At 34.4% G+C, this 21379-nt stretch carries 21 protein-coding genes; 17 read left to right on the top strand and 4 right to left on the bottom strand.

Annotation, left to right across the window (positions count from 1 at the left end):
• Window positions 1-93: 93 nt before the first annotated feature.
• The 3 genes from ABXT06_RS17270 to ABXT06_RS17280 all read left to right on the top strand — a co-directional run bounded on the left by ABXT06_RS17270 (window position 94) and on the right by ABXT06_RS17280 (window position 6321).
• Entirely contained in the window at window positions 94-1584 is a 1491-nt protein-coding gene (locus ABXT06_RS17270; protein ID WP_354591849.1) for a cellulase family glycosylhydrolase, read from the top strand.
• 114 nt (window positions 1585-1698) lie between these two features.
• Entirely contained in the window at window positions 1699-3645 is a 1947-nt protein-coding gene (locus tag ABXT06_RS17275) for a sialate O-acetylesterase (protein ID WP_354591850.1), read from the top strand.
• Between the two features lie 279 nt (window positions 3646-3924).
• A complete protein-coding gene (locus ABXT06_RS17280; protein ID WP_354591851.1) occupies window positions 3925-6321 on the top strand; it encodes a glycoside hydrolase family 95 protein in 2397 nt (798 codons plus the stop codon).
• A 255-nt stretch (window positions 6322-6576) separates the two neighbouring features.
• On the opposite strand, the gene ABXT06_RS17285 is transcribed toward ABXT06_RS17280, so the two are convergent.
• Window positions 6577-7122: a CvpA family protein gene (locus tag ABXT06_RS17285; protein ID WP_354591852.1), complete on the bottom strand. Its 546-nt coding sequence runs from the start codon at window positions 7120-7122 to the stop codon at window positions 6577-6579.
• A 243-nt stretch (window positions 7123-7365) separates the two neighbouring features.
• On the opposite strand from ABXT06_RS17285, the gene ABXT06_RS17290 reads away from it, so the two are divergent.
• The 4 genes from ABXT06_RS17290 (at window position 7366) to ABXT06_RS17305 (ending at window position 10018) form a co-directional block, all read left to right on the top strand.
• Window positions 7366-7722, top strand: a complete 357-nt coding sequence (locus ABXT06_RS17290) for a hypothetical protein (protein WP_354591853.1) — start codon at window positions 7366-7368, stop codon at window positions 7720-7722.
• Between the two features lie 172 nt (window positions 7723-7894).
• Window positions 7895-8344 carry a hypothetical protein gene (locus ABXT06_RS17295; protein WP_354591854.1) on the top strand — a complete coding sequence of 150 codons (450 nt, stop codon included), beginning with the start codon at window positions 7895-7897 and terminating at the stop codon, window positions 8342-8344.
• Between the two features lie 84 nt (window positions 8345-8428).
• Window positions 8429-9448, top strand: coding sequence for a phenylalanine--tRNA ligase subunit alpha (locus ABXT06_RS17300; protein ID WP_198855280.1), 1020 nt, complete (start codon window positions 8429-8431; stop codon window positions 9446-9448).
• Between the two features lie 162 nt (window positions 9449-9610).
• Window positions 9611-10018: a hypothetical protein gene (locus ABXT06_RS17305; RefSeq protein ID WP_111365565.1), complete on the top strand. Its 408-nt coding sequence runs from the start codon at window positions 9611-9613 to the stop codon at window positions 10016-10018.
• 142 nt (window positions 10019-10160) lie between these two features.
• On the opposite strand, the gene ABXT06_RS17310 is transcribed toward ABXT06_RS17305, so the two are convergent.
• The 3 genes from ABXT06_RS17310 to ABXT06_RS17320 all read right to left on the bottom strand — a co-directional run bounded on the left by ABXT06_RS17310 (window position 10161) and on the right by ABXT06_RS17320 (window position 13524).
• Entirely contained in the window at window positions 10161-11156 is a 996-nt protein-coding gene (locus tag ABXT06_RS17310) for an NAD(P)H-dependent glycerol-3-phosphate dehydrogenase (protein ID WP_111365567.1), read from the bottom strand.
• Between the two features lie 308 nt (window positions 11157-11464).
• Window positions 11465-12622 carry an iron-containing alcohol dehydrogenase gene (locus ABXT06_RS17315; protein WP_354591867.1) on the bottom strand — a complete coding sequence of 386 codons (1158 nt, stop codon included), beginning with the start codon at window positions 12620-12622 and terminating at the stop codon, window positions 11465-11467.
• A gap of 140 nt (window positions 12623-12762) precedes the next feature.
• Complete coding sequence (locus ABXT06_RS17320) at window positions 12763-13524, bottom strand: type 1 glutamine amidotransferase domain-containing protein (protein WP_354591855.1); 762 nt, start codon at window positions 13522-13524, stop codon at window positions 12763-12765.
• An 85-nt stretch (window positions 13525-13609) separates the two neighbouring features.
• Between ABXT06_RS17320 and ABXT06_RS17325 the strand changes: the two genes are divergently transcribed.
• From ABXT06_RS17325 to ABXT06_RS17370, 10 genes are all read left to right on the top strand, one after another.
• Window positions 13610-14515, top strand: a complete 906-nt coding sequence (locus ABXT06_RS17325) for a LysR family transcriptional regulator (RefSeq protein WP_354591856.1) — start codon at window positions 13610-13612, stop codon at window positions 14513-14515.
• A gap of 68 nt (window positions 14516-14583) precedes the next feature.
• Window positions 14584-14952, top strand: a complete 369-nt coding sequence (locus ABXT06_RS17330; protein WP_354591857.1) for a PKD domain-containing protein — start codon at window positions 14584-14586, stop codon at window positions 14950-14952.
• Window positions 14953-15063: 111 nt separating this feature from the next.
• The gene (locus tag ABXT06_RS17335) at window positions 15064-15756 is read left to right on the top strand and encodes an NUDIX hydrolase (protein WP_354591858.1); all 693 of its coding nucleotides are present in this window, start codon (window positions 15064-15066) and stop codon (window positions 15754-15756) included.
• A gap of 74 nt (window positions 15757-15830) precedes the next feature.
• Window positions 15831-16664 carry a ribose-phosphate diphosphokinase gene (gene prs / locus ABXT06_RS17340; RefSeq protein ID WP_354591859.1) on the top strand — a complete coding sequence of 278 codons (834 nt, stop codon included), beginning with the start codon at window positions 15831-15833 and terminating at the stop codon, window positions 16662-16664.
• A 143-nt stretch (window positions 16665-16807) separates the two neighbouring features.
• Window positions 16808-17338: a riboflavin biosynthesis intermediates N-glycosidase gene (ybiA, locus tag ABXT06_RS17345; RefSeq protein ID WP_354591860.1), complete on the top strand. Its 531-nt coding sequence runs from the start codon at window positions 16808-16810 to the stop codon at window positions 17336-17338.
• A 94-nt stretch (window positions 17339-17432) separates the two neighbouring features.
• Entirely contained in the window at window positions 17433-17903 is a 471-nt protein-coding gene (locus ABXT06_RS17350; protein ID WP_354591861.1) for a macro domain-containing protein, read from the top strand.
• A gap of 14 nt (window positions 17904-17917) precedes the next feature.
• Window positions 17918-18466 (top strand): RNA 2'-phosphotransferase, encoded by a 549-nt coding sequence (locus tag ABXT06_RS17355; protein ID WP_354591862.1) that lies wholly within the window; start codon window positions 17918-17920, stop codon window positions 18464-18466.
• Window positions 18463-19194, top strand: a complete 732-nt coding sequence (locus ABXT06_RS17360; protein WP_354591863.1) for a metallophosphoesterase family protein — start codon at window positions 18463-18465, stop codon at window positions 19192-19194. Before ABXT06_RS17355 ends, ABXT06_RS17360 begins: the two co-directional genes overlap by 4 nt.
• A 2-nt stretch (window positions 19195-19196) precedes the next feature.
• A complete protein-coding gene (locus ABXT06_RS17365; protein ID WP_354591864.1) occupies window positions 19197-19658 on the top strand; it encodes a nucleoside 2-deoxyribosyltransferase domain-containing protein in 462 nt (153 codons plus the stop codon).
• Window positions 19655-21124 carry a nicotinate phosphoribosyltransferase gene (locus ABXT06_RS17370; RefSeq protein ID WP_354591865.1) on the top strand — a complete coding sequence of 490 codons (1470 nt, stop codon included), beginning with the start codon at window positions 19655-19657 and terminating at the stop codon, window positions 21122-21124. Before ABXT06_RS17365 ends, ABXT06_RS17370 begins: the two co-directional genes overlap by 4 nt.
• Window positions 21125-21379 lie beyond the last annotated feature (255 nt).

A 21379-nucleotide genomic window follows, 5' to 3' on the forward strand; every position in this document is an offset into this window, starting at 1 on the left:
TGTTATTGCTATAAAATAACCAAACTCTCAACGCCAGCCCAATAAAAGCTGGCGTTGATTTTAAAAACTTACACTTAACTTAAACCAAACCAAATGAAAAAAACAATCCAAGATTATCTCTTATCTTTTATTTTATGCTTTGCTTTTTTGGGAGTTTCAGCTTGCAGTTCAGATAAAGAAGAAAATCCTCCGACCATAAAAACACTTTCTTCTACTACAAGTAAAATTGATTTTGAAAGCAAAGAAAATACAATTGAAATAACAATTAATTCGAATGGTGTCGCTTGGACTTTGAGTAATTCTGCCAGTTGGATAAAATTAAGTCAGACTACTGGAACATCGGGACAAACAGTGGTAAAAATTACGGCTTTAGAAAATACAACTACAGATCTTCGAAATGCAGTGATTACGCTAAGTGGAGGTGAACTTGCCTCAGAAGCAATTTCAGTTTCACAGGCAGCAGGAAGTTTATACCCAAGTTACAACACTAATCCAATTGCTGCTGATGCCTCTGGAATGGGAAGTTCTGCGGTTGAATTGGCAACAAAAATTAAATTAGGTTGGAATATCGGAAATACTTTAGAAGCAACTGGTGGCGAAACCGCATGGGGAAATCCAAAAGTGACCAAAGCGTTAATCGATGCTGTAAAAGCAAACGGATTTAATGCGATCAGAATTCCGTGTTCTTGGAATCAGAATTTGGAAAACGCCACAACAGCAAAAATCAAAACAGATTGGTTGAACCGAGTGAAAGAAGTAGTGCAATATTGCGTAGACAATGATATGTACGTTGTGGTAAACATTCACTGGGACGGCGGTTGGCTGGAAAACAATATTACTGAAGCTAAAAAAGTAGAAAATAACGCGAAACAAAAAGCTTTCTGGGAACAAATCGCAACGCATTTAAGAGGTTTCGACGAACATTTACTTTTTGCAAGTGCTAACGAACCAGCGGTTGAAGATGCAACTCAAATGGCAGTTTTAAATTCGTATCATCAAACTTTTATCGATGCTGTTCGTTCAACGGGAGGAAAAAATGCGACACGTGTTTTAGTAGTTCAGGGACCAACAACAGATATCGAAAAAACAAACAAATTAATGACTACATTGCCAGTAGATAAAGTAACAGGAAGAATGATGGTCGAAGTTCATTATTATTCTCCTTGGAATTTTGCTGGTTTAACCAAAGACGAAACTTGGGGCAAAATGTTTTATTATTGGGGAAATGGTTTCCATTCGACAACCGATACAGAACGAAATGCAAGCTGGGGTGAAGAAGCCGATTTAGAAAAGAATTTCAAATTGATGAAAACCCAATTTGTAGACAAAGGAATTCCAGTTTTATTGGGAGAATTTGGAGCCATCCGAAGAACAACTTTAACAGGAGACGCTCTGACTTTACATTTAAATTCAAGAGCCTATTATCTAAAAACGGTAGTCAAAACAGCAAAAGCAAACGGATTATTACCTTTTTATTGGGACGAAGGAAGCTTAGGAAGCAACGGTTTCGGAATCATGAATAGAACTAATAATACCGTCTTCGATACACAAGCTTTAAACGCTTTAATAGACGGATTAAAGTAAAAAAAATAGTTTAAACCATATAAGTGATATAAGTAAATTTAAGCGCATTGCTAAATGAAAACTTAAAATATCTTATATCACTTGTGTGATCCAAAAAATATTTAAATCAAAAAAATGAAAAAGAGTATAATATTTATTTTTCTGTTAATTAGTGTTTTAGCTAATGCTAATATCAGAATGCCTTTAATATTCTCTGACGGAATGGTGCTCCAAAGAGACAAACAAATTCCGATTTGGGGTTTTGCTGATGCAAATGAAAACGTAGAAATTCATTTCAACAAACAAATTAAGAAAACAACAGCCGATAAAAACGGAAAATGGATGGTAAATTTAAATGCTGAAAAAGCAGGCGGACCATTCGAATTGATTATCATCGGAAAAAATAAAATTACGATCAAAAATGTTCTGGTTGGCGAAGTTTGGATTTGCAGCGGACAATCGAATATGGAATTTCAAGTTTTCAAAACCATGAATTCCGAAAAAGAAATTACAGATGCTAATTATCCAATGATTCGTCATTTTGGTGTTGCCCAAGATTTAAGCGGAACTCCAAAAGACGATTTAAAACAAGGAAAATGGGAAGTTGCCAATAAAGAAAATGTAGGCAATTTTACAGCAGTTGGCTATTATTTCGCTAGAAAATTATATTCAGAGTTAAAAATTCCAATCGGAATTATCAATACTTCTTGGGGCGGAACCAATGTAGAAACTTGGACGAGCCGTGAAGCTTTCGAAAACAGTCCCGATTTTAAAGCCATGATTGCCGATGTTCCAACTGTAGATATCAATGCTATTTTTGAAACGTATAAAAAATCGGTTTTAGACAATCTAAAAAAAGTGCAAGGTTTTGATGTTTCAATGGAAAACGAAGAGCAATTTAAAAACCCAAATCTCCAAGACAAAAACTGGCCTGAAATAAAAGTGCCATCACTTTGGGAAAACCAGCAAATTGGCAATATCGACGGAATTGTCTGGATGCGAAAAACCATTGTTTTAACAGCAGAACAAGCCAAAAAAGAAGCCATTTTACATTTAGCAAAAGTCGATGACGAAGACCAAACATTTATAAATGGCGTTCAAATTGGAACAAATAATCTTTGGGATGCCAAAAGAATTTACAAAATTCCAGCAAATGTTCTTAAAGAAGGAACAAACGTAATCGCAGTAAGAATTACAGATTACAGTGGCGGCGGCGGAATCTATGGCGATCCAGAAGATTTAAAAATCGATTTTAAAGATTCAAGTCTTCCACTTGAAGGACTTTGGAAATTCAATGTCGTAAAAGTGAGAATAGAAGTTTCGCCAAACAGTTATCCGTCATTATTGTACAATGCGATGGTAAATCCGCTGGTTCCTTATGCTATTCAAGGTACTTTATGGTATCAAGGAGAAGCGAATGTTTGGAGAGCAGCAGAGTACAAAAAATCATTTCCGTTAATGATCAACGATTGGCGAACCAAATTCAAACAAGGAAATTTTCCTTTTTATTTTGTTCAATTATCCACTTTCGATGAATTTGGAGGCAACAGTCAAAAAGGAAGCCGTTGGGCAGAACTTCGTGAAGCACAATCTGAAACTTTAAAATTAACAAACACCGGAATGGCCGTTACAACCGATATCGGTAATGCCAAAGACATTCACCCAACCAACAAACAAGATATTGGTTTACGTTTGGCAGCCGTTGCCATGAACAATCTTTACGGCAAAAAACAAGTTCACAGCGGACCAACTTATAAATCTCAAACAATAAAAGGAAACGAAATTATCCTTACTTTCGATAACATCGGCAGCGGATTATCAACGCCAAATAATGAGGAATTGAAAGGTTTCGAAATTGCAGGTGCAGACAAAGTTTTCCATTCCGCGAAAGCGATAATTAAAGACAACAAAATAATCGTTTCCAGCGATAAAGTTCAAAATCCATCAGCAGTACATTACGGTTGGGCGGATGACGATACAGCAATTAATCTTTTCAATAAAGAAAAATTCCCTGCATCACCATTTAGAACAGATAATTGGGAAATGCTAACAGCGAATGAAAAATATAAAGTGAGCAAGTAGTTTTTAAGTAATTAGTGATTATTCCCTAGTAAATAGCTAAATAATCCGCAACGATATATGTTCCGCTAGGAACATTTCATCGGTAGCAAAGGATGAAATCCGTTGATGAAAAAATAAACGTCCCATAATAATGTTCCATAGGAACATCTGATTGATTATAGGTTTTTATCCTAACAGGTTTCCAAAACCTGTTAGGTATCACTAGATTTTTTTATTAGTTTAGATAAAAAATAAATACCTAACAGGTTTCCAAAACCTGTTAGGATAAGATAACCAAATATGATAAAAAAAACATTTTTCATTTTACTTCTCACATCTTACTATACAACCATTTCAGCACAATCCAAAAATGTTTTATGGTACAAACAGCCCGCAGAATTCTTTGAAGAAACTCTAGTTTTAGGAAACGGAAAAATGGGAGCAACCGTTTTTGGAGGCGCCAATTCAGATAAAATTTATTTGAATGATATTACGCTTTGGTCGGGCGAACCCGTAAATGCCAATATGAGTCCAGAAGCTTATAAAAACATTCCTGCCATTCGTGAAGCTTTAAACAAAGAGGATTATAAACTGGCAGAAGAACTAAATAAAAAAGTTCAGGGAAAAAACTCAGAATCTTATGCGCCTTTAGGAACATTAGAAATCAATAATTCTGAAAAAGGAAAAGCCGTAAATTACCATCGTGAATTGGATCTTTCGAATGCCATTTCAAAAGTAAGTTACGAAATGGCGGGCATAAAATATACACGCGAATATTTCGTATCGGCTCCAGATAAAGTAATGATTATCAAATTGACAGCTGATCAAAAAGGAGCTTTAAATTTTGATATTAATCTAAAAAGTCTTTTACAATCAAATGTTGAAGTGCGAAATAATATTTTGGTGTTAAAAGGTTCTGCGCCAATTCATGAGAATGCAGGATATAACGTTCCCCAAAAATATTTGAGCTTAAAAGAAAGAGGAACAAGGTTTACAGGTTTAGTACAAATCAAAAAAACCGACGGAAAAATCACGAGTTCAAGAGAATCATTGACTTTAACAGATGCAACCGAAGCGATAATCTTTGTTTCTGTTGCAACAAGTTTTAATGGTTTTGATAAAAATCCGGCATCAGAAGGTTTAGATGATGTATCAATCGCTTTGCAGAATTTGAATAATGCTTACGCAAAAGCATTCGATAAATTAAAAGAAAATCACATTGACGATTATCAAAAATTCTTTAATCGTGTCAATTTAGATTTGGGAAAAACAACCGCTCCAGATTTACCAACAGACGAACGTTTATTGCGTTACGCTGACGGAAAAGAAGATAAAAACCTAGAAATTCTGTATTTCAATTTTGGACGATATTTATTAATCAGTTCGTCAAGAACTTTGGGCGTTCCAGCCAATTTGCAAGGACTTTGGAATCCGTATGTGAATCCGCCTTGGAGCAGTAATTATACGATGAATATCAACTTGGAAGAAAATTATTGGCTGGCAGAAAACACCAATCTTTCCGAAATGCATTCGTCACTTTTAAGTTTCATTAAAAATCTTTCAGTAACAGGAAAAGTTACAGCCAAAACTTTTTACGGAGTAGATAAAGGCTGGGCTGCAGCGCATAATTCAGATATTTGGGCAATGACCAATCCAGTTGGACAGTTTGGAAAAGAAGATCCGATGTGGGCGTGCTGGCCAATGGCGCAAGCTTGGTTGAGTACTCATATTTGGGAACATTATACTTTTACACAAGATTTAGGGTATTTAAAAAAAGAAGGTTATCCGTTAATGAAAGGCGCGGCCGAATTTTGTTTAGGCTGGTTGGTTACGGATAAAAACGGAAACTTAATTACTTCGCCATCGACTTCGCCAGAAAATCAATATAAATTGTCAGATGGTTTTGTTGGCGCAACATTCTACGGAGGAACTGCAGATTTAGCTATGATTCGCGAATGTTTTGACAAAACCATAAAAGCGTCAAAAGTGCTAAATACTGATGCTGGTTTCAGAAAAGAACTGGAAACAGCACTTTCAAAATTACATCCGTATCAAATTGGAAAAAAAGGAAATCTGCAGGAATGGTATTTTGATTGGGATGATAATGAACCAAAACATCGTCACCAATCACACTTATTCGGACTTTTTCCTGGCGATCATATTACGCCTATAAAAACTCCAGGTTTAGCAGAAGCTTCAAAGAAAACATTAGAAATAAAAGGCGACGAAACCACAGGCTGGTCAAAAGGTTGGAGAATTAATCTTTGGGCGAGACTTTGGGACGGAAATCGTGCTTATAAAATGTATCGTGAATTATTGCGCTACGTAGATCCCGACGGAAAGAAGACAGACAAACCAAGAAGAGGAGGAGGAACGTACCCGAATTTATTCGATGCGCATCCGCCATTTCAAATTGATGGAAATTTTGGAGGCGCAGCTGCGGTTGCAGAAATGTTAGTGCAATCTGATGAAAACGAAATCCGATTACTTCCTGCTTTGCCAGATGCTTGGTCTGAAGGTTCTGTAAAAGGAATCTGTGCCAGAGGTGGGTTTGAAATTGAAATAAACTGGAATAATAAAAAACCAGAAAAAGTTATTGTTTCTTCTAAAAATGGAGGAAAAACGACTTTGATTTTTGGCGATAAAAAACAAGAGATTGTTTTAAATAAAGGAGAGAAAAAAGAAATCGATTTTTAAAAATAGTATTTTACTTTATAGGTAGATAAGCTTCGGAGAAGCTAAATATTTATAGAATAAAATAAACATTTACAATGTAAAGAGCTCTAGGGGAGCGACATATAAATTATTTACAATTCAATATTTCGCTCCGCTGGAGCTCTTTATATTAGGACGGTTTAATTTCTATAAATATATCGCCTCGCTGAGGCTTTTTAATAGCAAACCCGACAGGTTTTTAAAACCTGTCGGGTTTAATTATAAACGATGGAGCTATTATTTTTCCGTCTGTTCTTTTTCTTCTTCTGGTTTCTCAGAATGTTCCTTTTTAAAAGTTTCGTACCATTTTTCAATAGATGGATACACAAAAGCAGCAACTTTTTTCACTGGATTATAAAAAATGTAATTATCTAAAGTTTCTTTTTTAGCGAAAGTATTATTGAAATTGATTTTTTCAAACAAAGCAATAAAAATACTCAAAATCAGAATGGTCTTTAAAACCCTGAAAAAACCGCCTCCGAGTTTATTCATCCAGCCTAACATGGCAAAATCGGCAATTCCCGTTAAAATTTTTGCTAAGAAATAAACGCCAATTACAACTAAAATAAAAGTTAGGATAAAAGCTGTAATCTGAATATTAGTCGGATTCCAGGAAACGTGTTTTGAAATCATTCCAGTCATTAAAGACGAAAATTTAATCGCTAAATAAATTCCTAATAATAGCGAAATAAAAGAAGCTACTTCTACAAAAAGGCCATTTTTAATGCCTTTATACAAACTGTATCCTAAAAGCGCGGCTACAATAATATCAAAAAAACTCATGTTTGGTTTTGTGTTTAATGAGGCGCAAAGATAGGTTTTTTTTGAGGTTCAAAGGTTCAGAGTGGCAAAGGTTCAAAGGTTTTTTAGAGCTTTCTTTTTTCTGTGTATTTATTTTTTGGGTGCAATGTATTGAACTATGTATCTTTGCAAATCAAAATTTAGAGTTCAGATTGCGATTCTGCCCCCTCAGAATAGATTTCTTAATCAGCAATCTAAAATCTACAATCAAAAATCATAAATTAAATGTCTAGAGATACACAATTAAAAGAGCGATGGGAAAAGCTCGTTGATATACTTTCAAATCAATTTTCGCAAGGCGAAGATTTAGATTTGGATGCTATAATTTACTTAATCGGAGTTCAGGAATACGGAAAAGTACATCGAGAATACAAGAAAGATGAAAAACTAAATTTGATGCATATTGCAATCTGTCGATTGTTAGAACCATATGGTTTTTACGAATTCGAATATTTCGACGATGAAGGTTGGCCTCATTACAGAGTAAAAGAAAATTTGCCACCTTTAAAAGCTGGCGAACAATCGGTCTTAATGAAAGAAGCTATTGTGAGTTATTTTTTAGAAAGAAAACTTATTGACTAGATTTTTTTAGTGTTAAATATTCAGTTGCCTAGTGTTCAGCATTGTAAACGGAATATTGACCACTAAAAACCCTGACCACTGATCACTAAAAAAAATGTGCAGATACGCAATGACATCTTATAAACCTCATTACGCTTGTTTTAATTGTCGAAAGACATTTAAAAGAAGATTGATGGTTGATATAAAAAAAGGAGAAACATCGGTTTTTGAAGCCAAATGTCCGCAATGTGGGGAGTTTATGGCCAATATGGGACTGGATTTCGAATCGCCTAAAAAAGACGATGTCAAAAAGTGGGAGCATATTAAAAGTTTATTTTCTGTCGGTATTACATTTCATTCTTGCGGATGCAGCGGACCAGGCTATATTCCGAATTCAAAAGAAAAATTAATTGAATATTTTGAAGTGATAAAAAAGACCTATTTTAAAAATATGGATTTTTGGCGAACCAGAATTGAACCTTCTACAAAACAAGAAAAAGAACGGGATTCAAATAAAAACTGGCATGAATTAAACCGCATTTCTTCGAATTTTAGAAAGGAAACAGTAACCAATCAGGAAGGTTTAGATTATTGGCATGTAAAGATCAAACAAGTTGAAGAAAAGTTAAATCTGATAAAATAATTTACGGAAAACCTAAAACTGCGACTGTGACCGCACACTTTCAACTAAAAACACTAAATTTGTACTCTCAATTATCGAAGGAAAATGATAGATAAGATTAAACAGCATATAGAGGAAGCTAAAGCCTTTAATGAGAAAAATAAAGAGTCGTTAGAACAATTCCGTATTAAATATTTAGGAAGTAAAGGTTTGCTGAAAGAACTTTTTACTGAATTTAAAAATATTCCAAATGACCAGAAAAAGGATTTTGGTCAAGTAATCAATACTTTAAAAGCTGTTGCTGAAGAAAAAGTAAGAGTTATTCAGGAAGAACTTGAAAGCAAAGAAGAGTCTAAAGGAATTTTTGGCGATTTAACGCGTGCTGCAGAGCCAGTAATTATTGGTTCGCGCCACCCGATTTCTATCGTTAAAAATCAGATTATAGATATTTTTGCTAATATCGGATTCAACGTTTCTGAAGGACCAGAAATCGAAGACGATTGGCATAACTTTACAGCATTGAACTTGCCAGAATATCACCCAGCACGTGATATGCAGGATACATTTTTCATTCAGACCAATCCTGATGTGTTGTTGCGTACGCATACATCATCTGTTCAGGTGCGTTATATGGAAAATCATAAACCGCCAATTCGTACGATTTCTCCAGGACGTGTTTTCCGTAATGAAGCAATTTCATCTCGTTCTCACTGTATTTTCCATCAAGTGGAAGGATTGTACATTGACAAAGATGTTTCTTTCGCCGATTTGAAGCAGACTTTATTGTATTTCACAAAAGAAATGTTCGGAAAATCTAAAATCCGTCTTCGTCCATCTTATTTCCCATTTACAGAACCAAGTGCCGAAATTGATATTTATTGGGGACTAAAAACAGAAACCGATTACCGTATCACAAAAGGAACAGGCTGGTTGGAAATTGGAGGTTGCGGAATGGTAGATCCAAACGTTTTGAAAAACTGTGATATCAATCCAGATGAATACAACGGATTTGCGTTCGGAATGGGAGTAGAGCGTATTGCAATGCTTTTATATCAAATTGGAGATATTCGTATGTTCTACGAAAATGATGTTCGTTTCTTAGAGCAGTTTAAAGCAAATATTTAGGAGCTATTTCCTGCTGTCCGCTGTATCTTTTGTTTTTTAAAGAAAAAAACAAAAGGATGCCGCTTCCATCAGGGCTAGGGCTTTATGTTATAAATTACCTTTACAATAAACAAACCTTTGTTGAAGCTTCAGGCTTTGACAAAGGTTTTTAAAATTTAATAGATGAAAAAAGATATAATAATTCCAGAAGTCGAAAACGTATTTCTTGCAGCGGTGCAGGAATGGAGCGATGATTTTATGGAAAAAGTGTGGTACGCTTATTTAGTTAATGATAGTGATTTTAACTTAGACAGTGTAATGGTGGTTTCAAAAGCATTTGGAACTATTGATGGAGAAATGAAAAAAACGTCAATTTTGCGTCATGCTTTTGTTGAGGTTCCTTCGGTTTCTGTGGTAAAGATAGAATTGGTAGAAAAGAGCCTTTTAGCGCTAAATAACGAATTCATGGTAACTTTCTTCATCGGAAACACTTTGTACGATAAGAAGTTTATCTTTAAAGCCAATTCGCTTGACGAAAACAATACGGAAGAAGTGCCGATTTTGTTTGTTGAAGGGATCATGGTGAAGTAGAGTTTTCAAGAAGAAAGAAGCAAGAGCCAAGACTTTTTAGAAAATAGAATAAAAAGAGAAAGAGCCAAGACTGAAATTCAGTTTGGCTCTTTTTTTATTCAGTACAGAAGTCTTGGCTCTTGCTTCTTTTAACTAAAAAAGACTAATCTAAAGACTCCGTCAATTTCTTGAAAACTGTTTTAGCGTCTTTTCCTTCGTATAAAACCGCATAAACTGCATCAATAATTGGCGTTTTAGCACCGTAGCCTTGATTTAGTTTATAAGCACTTTTTGTTGCGTAATATCCTTCGGCAACCATGCTCATTTCCATCATAGCACTTTTTACGGTGTATCCTTTTCCGATCATATTTCCGAACATTCTATTTCTAGAGAAAACTGAATATCCTGTAACCAACAAATCGCCCAAATAAGCCGAATCGTTAATGTTACGTTTCATTTTATGCACTTTTCTGATGAATTTCTTCATTTCGCGAATCGCATTACTCATTAAAACTGACTGGAAGTTGTCGCCATAACCTAAGCCGTGGGCAATTCCGGCAGCAATAGAGTAAATGTTTTTCAGCATCGCAGCATATTCAGTTCCGATAATGTCGTCTGAAATTTTGGCTTTGATATAATTTCCAGAAAGTGATTTTGCTACGGTACAAGCTTTTTCTGGATCACCACATGCAATTGTTAAGTAAGAAAGTCTTTCTAAAGCAACTTCTTCAGCGTGGCAAGGTCCCGTGATAACTCCAATATTGTAATATGGAATGTCATATTGAATGTGGAAATGTTCGCCAACAATTAAACTCGTTTCCGGAACAATACCTTTAATAGCAGAAAAAATGATTTTATCGGATAAAGAAACCGTCATATTTTTTAACTCGGCATCTAAGAAGGCTGATGGAATTGCAAAAATAATGTAATCTGCATATTCAATCGCTTCGTTTATATTGCTTGTCAGTTTAAGTTTGTTAGTGTCAAATTCAACAGAACTTAAATAGTTGGGATTGTGTTTGTATTTCTGAAGATGTTCAATTGCAGACTCATTACGCATATACCACGCAATTTCCGAAAGATTCACACATAGCATTTTGGCAATTGCCGTTGCCCAACTTCCTCCTCCAATTACTGCAAATTTTAACTTTTCGCTCATTATTTTATTAATTTGAAACAAAAGTACTTAATAATGTGCTAATAAAGCAAAATCTGCTTTAAGAAATTTGGCAAACCTCTTTAATTGCAATGACTTTCAAGATGTTTAAGCGTAAAATATTTTTTTAATCAACCAACAATAAAATTATATCAGGTACCGTTATAACAATTTATAAATTAGAATTTTAATGAATTTAAAAAAAATTGAGTTAGTTAGTTTTGTTTTAGTATTTTGAAAAGGCGTTCCTAAACTTGTTAAGAACGCCTTTTTTATGAAATTTCAATACGTCTAATATTGGAATTTATAATTTAGTAACTAAGTTCTACAATAGATCTTACTTTGTCTAGAGTTATCAATTGGTTTTCTCCTAAACCTTTCCAGCCTCTTTCGTCAAAACGTTTTACGATAAAATCTGCTGTTTTTGAATAATCTTCTGTGTATTGAGAAAGTTTAGTGTCCATTCCCATTGTATGGAAAAATTCAACCGTTTTGTTGATGGCTTCTTTTGCTACTTCTTCATCAGAACCTGTTAGGTTGAAGATTCTTCTTCCGTATTGTGCCAGTTTTGCTTTTTTAGTTTCGAACATTACTTTGTATAAATTCGGACCAATAACAGCTAATGTTCTAGCGTGGTCGATTTCATAAAGAGCAGTCAATTCGTGACCAATCATATGTGTTGCCCAATCGCTTGGAACACCTTTCTGGATTAATCCGTTCAAAGCCATTGTACAGCTCCACATAAAATTGGAAGCCAAAGTATAATCGGTTGGGTTTTGTACAACCCCAGGACCAACTTCAATTAAAGTCTGTAAAATTCCTTCGGCAATTCTATCTTGAAGAAAAGCATCGGTTGGATACGTTAAATATTGCTCCATAACGTGTGTGTAAGCGTCTACAACACCATTTTCGATTTGTCTTTTTGGTAAAGAAGAAATTACAGTTGGATCACAAATCGAGAATTGTGGGAATAAAGCACTTCCGCCAGAAGATAATTTTTCCTGAGTCGCTTCAATTGTTACCACATATCCAGAATTCATTTCGCTTCCTGTTGCAGGTAGCGTTAAAACAGTCCCGAATGGCATTGCATTTTCTTTAATTAAAATTCTTTTTTGAAGAATGTCGATCGGATTTCCTTCAAAATTAACAGCTGCCGAAATAAATTTAACGCCATCAATTACAGATCCGCCACCAACAGCCAAAATAAAGTCGATTTTTTCTTCTTTGATAATATCAACAGCTTTCATCAGAGTTTCAAATCTTGGGTTTGGTTCAATTCCGCCAAATTCTACAATTTCAAAACCTTTTAGATTGTTGATTACTTGATCGTAAATTCCATTTTTGAAAATACTTCCACCACCATAAGCCAAAAGGATTTTTGCATCTTTTGGCACTAAAGTCGAAAGTTTTTCAATTTGTCCTTTTCCGAAAACTAAGTTTGTCGGATTGTATAATTCGAAGTTTAACATGTTTTTTTTAGGTTCTAAGATGCTAAGAAACTGAGATTCTAAGTTTTTTAGCATCGGGTTAATTTTATTGTTTTTAATTTCTGACAAAAAGAAAGTTGCTAAAATCTTAGAACCTTAGCAACTTAGTTTCTTAGCATCTTTTATTTCAGTTTCTTTAATAATTTATCGGCTACAAGTTTTGATGACGCTGGATTTTGACCTGTAATTAAAAGTCCGTCTTCAACAGCATAAGGTTGCCAGTTTGGGCCTTTAGAAAAAATTCCGCCGTTTGAAGCTAAAGCATCTTCCAGTAAAAACGGAACTACTTTAGTTAAACCAACTGCTTCTTCTTCGTCATTTGTAAATCCGGTTATTTTTTTGCCTTTTACTAAATATTCTCCATTTACTTTTACGTTTTTTAAAACAGCAGGAGCATGACATACAAAAGCAACAGGTTTATTGTGCGTATAGAAAGATTCAATTAAAGCGATTGAATTATGATCTTGCACCAAATCCCAAAGTGGACCATGGCCTCCTGGATAAAAAACAGCATCGTAATCTTTTTGATTAACCGTTGAAAGTTTTAGAGTGTGTTTTAATTTTTCCTGTAAAACTTTATCGGCATCAAAACGTTTTGTGTCTTCGGTTGCCGAAGCTGGATCGGCACTTTTTGGATCAATCGGTGGCTGTCCTCCAAGCGGAGAAGCGATTGCGATTTCTACTCCTTGATCTAATAATTCATAATATGGTGCAGCAAATTCTTCTGACCAGAATCCTGTTTTTTCTCCTGTATTGCCCAGTTTATCATTGCTGGTTACAACAAATAATACTTTTTTCATACTCTTCTTGTTTGATTTTTGAGCTTCAGCTGAAATGCTTACAGCTGTAAATGCAGTTATTGCGAATAGTGCTATTTTCTTCATAATATTAAATTTTGAACAAATTTAAGGCGAATGTGATATCAGTAAAAATAAAATAAACTATGTTTGTTATAAATAAATTTATGTCATGGTAAATCTAGAATGGTATAGAACTTTTAAAGCAGTTTACAAAAACGGTAATTTTTCAGTGGCTGCGAAGGAATTATTTATGAGTCAGCCTGCGGTTAGTCAGCAGATTTCAATGCTTGAGGCGCACGTCGGAAATAAATTATTTAACCGGAAATCAAAAGGTGTTGAACCAACCGAATATGCTAAGTTACTGAATAATTTGATTATAGACGCTCTTGACAGGCTCGAAAGTGTCGAAACCAGTTTCAGAGCTAAAGCAGAAGATGCTAATCGATTAATTTCTGTTGGAATCTCAAAACATCTTTTTGATTGTGTTGGCAATCTCTTAATTTCAAAGTTTGATTTAATCGACTTTACTTTTGCAGAAAACGACGACCTTTTTGCTTTAGTTGATGCTAAAAAACTTGATTTTGCGATTACAACCAAAAGATTTGACACTTTTGATACTACTTATGAAATTGTTGGAAAAATTAAATTGATTTTAGTTGCTCCAACAACTTTGGATATTACTGAATTCCGCCAAAGATTAAAAGCAGATAATTATACCGAAATTGAACAATGGCTGAATGCGCAAAAATGGTACAGTCACGATGCGAGAATTCCGCATATAAAATTATTCTGGTTGCATGCTTTTAATAAAAAAAGGCCATCGATGGTACCTAATTACATTATACCTTCAGAATCTGAAATGCTTAGGCTTCTGGCAAAAAATGAAGGAATCGCGGCAACTTGGAATTGCAATGCTAGAAATTATATAAAAGAAAATAAATTGCAGTTAGTTTGGAATAGTTTTCATGTTCCAGAAGAATTTGTGTATTTGTTAGCGCCAAAAAATAATAACGTAAAGTCGTTTTTTGATATTATTGAAAAGGAGTTAAAGCTGTTTTTTGGAAATAGATTATGATTTCGATCATTTGTTCTTATAGTATAAAAGAGTAATTTTGATAAACAACCACTAAAAAATTTCCGATTATGAAAAAGATTATGCCTATTTTGATGTTTCCTATGTTGTTTTTTGCAATTATTTCTTGCAGTAAAAGTGACGATGAAGCAATTGTAGATTGTTTTGGAGACTCAATATTAACTGAATTAAAGCATTCGGCAGATGGAACAAATTCGAAAATAATTAATTACTCCATACAATACAGTGGAAGCAATACGGTAACTTCTGTAAAATGGACTTTTGGCGATGGAAAAACAGAAACCATAAATACTTCGACTGGTGCGGTATCGCATACTTATGGTGCTGCTGGAACTTTTGAAGTAAAAGCGGATGTAACGCTAAAAAAAGACGGTGGAAGTTGTACTGTTAGCCCAAAGAAAAGTGTAACGGTCAACTAAAACACTGCTTGTAAAAATAGTAATGAGGATCAACTTTGTAAATTTATTGCGCAAGCATAGATTACAAAGTTGATCCTCATTCGTTATATTTGTTTGATAGGATTGAGGATTATGGAAAAATTACAAAATATTAGAATTGCCGTAGATGCAATTGTTTTTGGGTATAAAAACAATGGTTTATATGCGCTCTTAATTGAGCAGAAATTTGGTTCGGCAGAAAAATATTGGGCACTGCCTGGAGGTTTGGTTCAGAATGATGAATCTTTGAGCGATGCCGTTATTCGTGAATTGCATGAGGAAACCAACGTTCAACTTACTTTTATGGAACAGTTGTACACTTTTGGAGATGATATTTACAGAGATTCTAGAAACCGAGTTATCTCGGTTGCTTATTATGCTTTAGTTGATGCTTCGAACTTAGAAATTAAAGCAGATACAGATGCCGAAAGAGTGCAATGGTTTAAGATAGATGAAATTCCAACTTTGGCATTCGACCATAATTTAATTCTAAAAAAAGGAATAGAAAGGCTTAAAGCCAAATTGACATACGAACCAATTGGTTTCGATTTACTTCCAGAAGAATTCCTGTTTTCAGATCTTGAAAATCTCTATTGCACGATTTTAGAAAAAGAAATCGACCGTAGAAATTTTAGAAAAAAAATACTGAGCTATGGTATTTTAGAGGAAACTGAAAAATTTTCTCCAATAAAAACGGGCCGTCCAGCAAAACTTTTTAAGTTCAATAAATTGAAATACAAAGAGTTGTCTAATGAAGGTTTTCACTTCGAAATAAAGTTTGCGTAATTTTTACACAAAATAAATTGTTTATTTAAAATTAAATTCTACATTTGCGTATAATTAACGCAAACTAAAAAGCTATGATACTAAATCTCGACCCAAAATTCGCTCCATTTCAAAATCAGGAAGAAATCAGATTTCAAAGTTTTACATTTTCTGGCGGAGAACCACACATAAAAATTGCACCAGATTTTGATCCAAATAGAAAAGTGACTATTACACACCGATTAAATTCATTCAACGATTTAGGATTGTTATGCGTTACTGTTGATGCGTTACGCAGAATGGATGTGAAGATTATCGATCTTTTTATTCCGTACTTTCCAGCTGCGAGACAAGATCGTGTTATGATTCCTGGCGAGCCATTGTCTGTAAAAGTGTATGCTGATATTATAAATGCGATGCAATTGAACAAAGTTTTTGTTTTTGATGCGCACTCTGAGGTTACTCCAGCTTTGTTGAATAACAGTACAGTAATTCCGAACTATACTTTTATAAAAGCAGTTTTAGAAAACATCGGAAATGATGTAAAACTAATTTCTCCAGACGGAGGCGCTTTGAAGAAAATCTACAAAGTATCTGAGTTTTTAGGCGGAGTTGAAGTTGTAGAATGCAGTAAAAGCCGTGATGTAAAAACTGGAAGGCTGTCTGGTTTTAAAGTGTATGAAGATGATTTGCAGGGAATAGATTGTTTGATTGTAGACGATATCTGCGATGGAGGAGGAACTTTCGTAGGATTAGCAGAAGAATTAAAAAAGAAAAACGCAGGTAAATTATACTTAGCCGTAAGCCACGGAATTTTTAATAAAGGGTTTGAAGTTTTAAACTGCTTTGACGGAATTTTTACCACAAACTCTTTTAAAGATTTTGAAGGAGAAAGTGTTAAGGTGATTAAACTTGAAACTTTAGTTTAAATGTTTCAAGTTTCAGGTTTCAAGTTCTCTGTGTAACGTAAACCTGAAACGAAAAAAAACTGATAATCGTTTCAAGTTAAAAACAGTTTTCAAGTTCAGCGAAAAACCTGAAACTTTAAACTTTAAACAAAAACACTAACAAAATGAAATACAATATAGATACTATAGCTCCAGAAAGTAAATTTTTGCTTTTTTGGGGACATCAGCCAAGTAAAGACGGGATTATTACTAAAACCTGTTTCAGCCAGTGGTGGTTGAGTTCTTTTGAAGTTAATGGCGTAACTTACAAAACAGCTGAACATTGGATGATGGCAAAAAAGGCTGAATTGTTTAAAGATCAGGAGATTTTAGAAAAAATCATAAAATGCAATTCACCTGCTGAAGCCAAAAAATTAGGTCGTAAAGTGAGAAATTATGATGATAAAATCTGGTTGGAAAACCGATTTGAAATCGTAAAAGAAGGAAACTTTCACAAATTCAGTCAAAATCTTGATTTGAAAACTTTTCTGTTAAATACAAATGATAGAGTCATTGTTGAGGCAAGCCCCGTAGATCCAATCTGGGGAATCGGAATGGCAAGCGATCACACAGATTCTTCAAATCCTGAAAAGTGGAAAGGTTTGAATCTTTTAGGTTTTGCTTTGATGGAGGTTAGAGATGAATTGAAATCCTAAAGATGTTCTGCTAGGAACATTTGGTCGGTAGAAAAAAATATCGATTAATCGAATTTACGTTCCGTAGGAACGTTTGATTAAAATAAACATAAAAATGAAAGACATTCAATATTTAAAAGGTGATGCGACATCTCCTGGAGAATCAGAAAATAAGATAATTGTTCACGTTTGCAACGATATTGGTGCATGGGGAAAAGGGTTTGTAATGGCAATTTCAAAAAAATGGAAAACACCAGAAAAAAGTTATCGTGAATGGTTTAAATCTAAAAATGATTTTGAATTAGGGAAAGTGCAGTTTGTTCAGGTTGAAGATGATTTATGGGTGGCAAATTTAATTGGCCAACATAAAATCAATAAAGATGAAAACGGTGGTGCTCCAATTCGATATAATGCTATCGAAGAAGGATTAAAAACTGTTTCTGATTTCGCAAAAACAAACAATGCATCGGTTCATATGCCTAGAATTGGATGCGGATTAGCTGGAGGAAAATGGGAAATGATTGAACCTATCATTCTTGAAAATCTTTCTAGCAACAATGTAGAGGTTGTGGTGTATGACTTCTAAAAAAAATATTAATTATGAATGAAAATATAGCAAAGAGCGTCAGCAAATTTTTAAGCTTGGTGCTCAGACATTCGCCAGAAAAAATCGGATTAAAATTAGACGAAAACGGTTGGGCTGATGTCAATGAATTAATAGAAAAATGTACTAAAAAAGGGAATCGTCTAGACGCAGAACTTTTAGATTACGTAGTAGAAAATAACGATAAAAAGCGTTTTGCTTATAACGAAGATAAAACCAAAATTCGTGCAAGTCAGGGACATTCGATTTCGGTTGAATTGAATTTAGCAGAAACAGAACCTTCAGAATATCTGTATCATGGAACTGTTGGGAAATTCATGGAAAGCATTCAGAAAGAAGGCTTGAAAAAAATGAACCGTCAGCATGTGCATCTTTCCAAAGACAAAGAAACCGCAACCAAAGTGGGAAGTAGACGAGGAGTTCCGCAGATTTTAACCGTTAGAAGTGGTGCCATGTACAGAGACGGATTCAAATTTTATTTATCCGAAAACAATGTTTGGCTGACAGATGAAGTTCCGGCAAAGTATATCGAGTTTAAATCATGAAAAGAACCTTAGTTTTTGGAGATATTCATGGCGGATTAAAAGCTTTAATTCAATTGTTGGAAAGAACGGATTATTCAGAAAATGATCGTTTTATTTTTCTAGGAGATTATGTCGACGGTTGGAGCGAATCAAAACAGCTGATTGATTTTCTTATGGATTTATCTCAAAAACAGGAATGCATTTTTATAAAAGGAAATCATGATGCTTGGTGTCAGGAATGGCTGGAAGAAAATGTCGTAAACGATATTTGGTTTCTGCACGGAGGAAAATCGACCATAGAAAGTTATGCAGGAATTGATTCTTCTGAAAAAGAAAAGCATCGGGAATTCTTCAACAACATGAAAGATTACTTTGTAGACGAAGATAATAATTTGTTCATTCATGCTGGTTTTTCATCTATGCACGGTCCAGAAAAAGAACATTACAAAACCAATTATTCATGGGATAGAACGTTATGGGAAATGGCTTTGACAATGGATAAAAGAATTCAAAAAGATTCGCTTTCATATCCAAAACGATTACTGCTTTTTAATGAAATTTATATCGGTCACACGCCAACACTTCATTATAATGTCGAAATCCCGATGCAAGGATGCAATGTTTGGAATATTGATACTGGAGCAGGTTTTTATGGAAAATTAACTTGTTTGGATGTTGAAACAAAAGAATTTTGGCAGAGTGATGTGGTACAGACATTTTATCCAAATGAAAAAGGAAGAAATAAATAGTTATGAAGAAAATTTATAAAGCACCAGAAGAAATTCCCTTGCAAATTGATTTAAAAACCATTTTCTTAGCAGGTTCTATAGAGATGGATAAAGCGGTTGATTGGCAGAAAAAATGCGAAGAATTACTGCAAGATCAATTTGTCGTTTTTAATCCCAGAAGAAATGAATGGGATAGCAGCTGGTCACAAACTATAGAAAATATTCATTTTAAGGAACAAGTAAGTTGGGAACTTAATGCACTTGAAAAAGCAGATATTATTATTATGTATTTTGCAGAAAATACAATGTCACCAATATCGTTGCTAGAGTTTGGACTTTATGCGCAATCGAATAAAATGAAAGTAGTTGTCGAAGAGAATTTCTGGCGAAAAGGCAATATTGATATTGTTTGCGAAAGATATTCGGTACAACAATTTAAAACATTAGAAGAGTTAATTCAGAATTTATTAAATAAAAATATATGAACCCACTATTATTAACCGACGGTTACAAAGTTGACCATAGAAGACAATATCCAGTCGGAACAACATTAGTATATTCTAACTGGACTCCTCGTAAGTCTAGATTAGAAGAAGTTGATGAAGTTGTGTTTTTCGGATTGCAGTATTTTATCAAAAAATATATTATTCATGATTTTGAAGAGTATTTCTTTAAAAAATCAAAAGAAGAGGTTGTAGCAAAATACGCTCGCAGAATCAATAATTATTTAGGAGAAAACCAAGTTGGAACTCAACATATTGAAGATTTACACGATTTAGGATATATTCCGATGGTATTTAAAGCTTTGCCAGAAGGCGCGAGTGTTCCGTTGAGAGTTCCAATGTTTACGATGTACAATACAATTCCAGAATTTTTCTGGCTGACGAACTATTTCGAAACTTTACTATCTGCTGTAATCTGGCTTCCTTGTAACTCAGCAACAATTGCAAAAGAGTATAGAAAAGTTTTAGATAAATATGCAGACCAGACTTCATCTGTTCCAGAATTTGTAGATTGGCAAGCGCACGATTTCTCAATGAGAGGAATGGGCGGAATCGAAGCAGCTGTAACTTCTGCAGCTGGACATTTATTAAACTTTACGGGATCTGATACCATTCCGGCTATCGATTTCTTAGAAGAATATTACAGACCTAATTCAGATCAGGAATTGGTTGCGGGTTCAGTTGCTGCGACAGAACATTCTGTAATGTGTATGGGAACTACAGATGGAGAGTACGAAACTTTCAAAAGATTAATCACAGAAGTTTATCCAAAAGGAATTGTTTCTATAGTTTCTGATACGTGGGATCTATGGAAAGTTTTAACTGATTATCTTCCAAGATTAAGAGAAGATATCGTTTCAAGAGAAGGAAAAGTTGTAATTCGTCCTGATAGCGGTGATCCAGTTGATATTATCTGTGGAAATCCAAACGGAAAAACAGAGCAGGAGAAAAAAGGCGTTATCGAATTGCTTTGGGATGTTTTTGGCGGAACAACAAACGAAAAAGGATTCAAAGAATTGGTTCCGCAAATCGGAGCTATTTACGGAGATAGTATTACAGTAGCAAGAGCAACCCAAATCTGCGAAAGATTAAAAGAAAAAGGATTTGCTTCTACCAATGTGGTTTTAGGAATCGGATCTTTCACTTATCAATACAATACCAGAGATACTTTCGGATTTGCGATGAAAGCAACTTACGGAGAAGTAAATGGAGAGGGAAGAGCCATCTTCAAAGACCCAATTACAGATGACGGAACTAAAAAATCGGCTAAAGGATTGATGAAAATCGATTTAATCGACGGCAAGTATCATTTAACTGATAATGTTTCTTGGGAAGAAGAAAAACAAGGTGAATTGAAGGAAGTTTTCAGAGATGGAAAACTTTTAGTTGATCAATCACTGAGTGAAATTAGAACGAGAGTAAAAAGCGAAGTAAGTATCGAAGCTTAATTATAAACAGAAAACCTGAATGTAAGTTCAGGTTTTTTTTATGATTTAAGTTTTTTGCGTTTTGTTTGTCATTTCGACGAAGGAGAAATCTTCGCAAGTAACTCCATACAGTTAATCGCCAATCTTTGCAGAGTTTCTGGCGAAGATTTCTCCTTCGTCGAAATTGTAAAAGTTACTTATTTCGGTAACGGATTTATCATTTCGATTGGCTTTTTTCCATCAATTCCCTGATGCGGTCTTTCATGATTGTAATAG

Origin of the sequence: Flavobacterium sp. UW10123, from assembly GCF_040538975.1 — a bacterium.
GTDB lineage: Bacteria > Bacteroidota > Bacteroidia > Flavobacteriales > Flavobacteriaceae > Flavobacterium.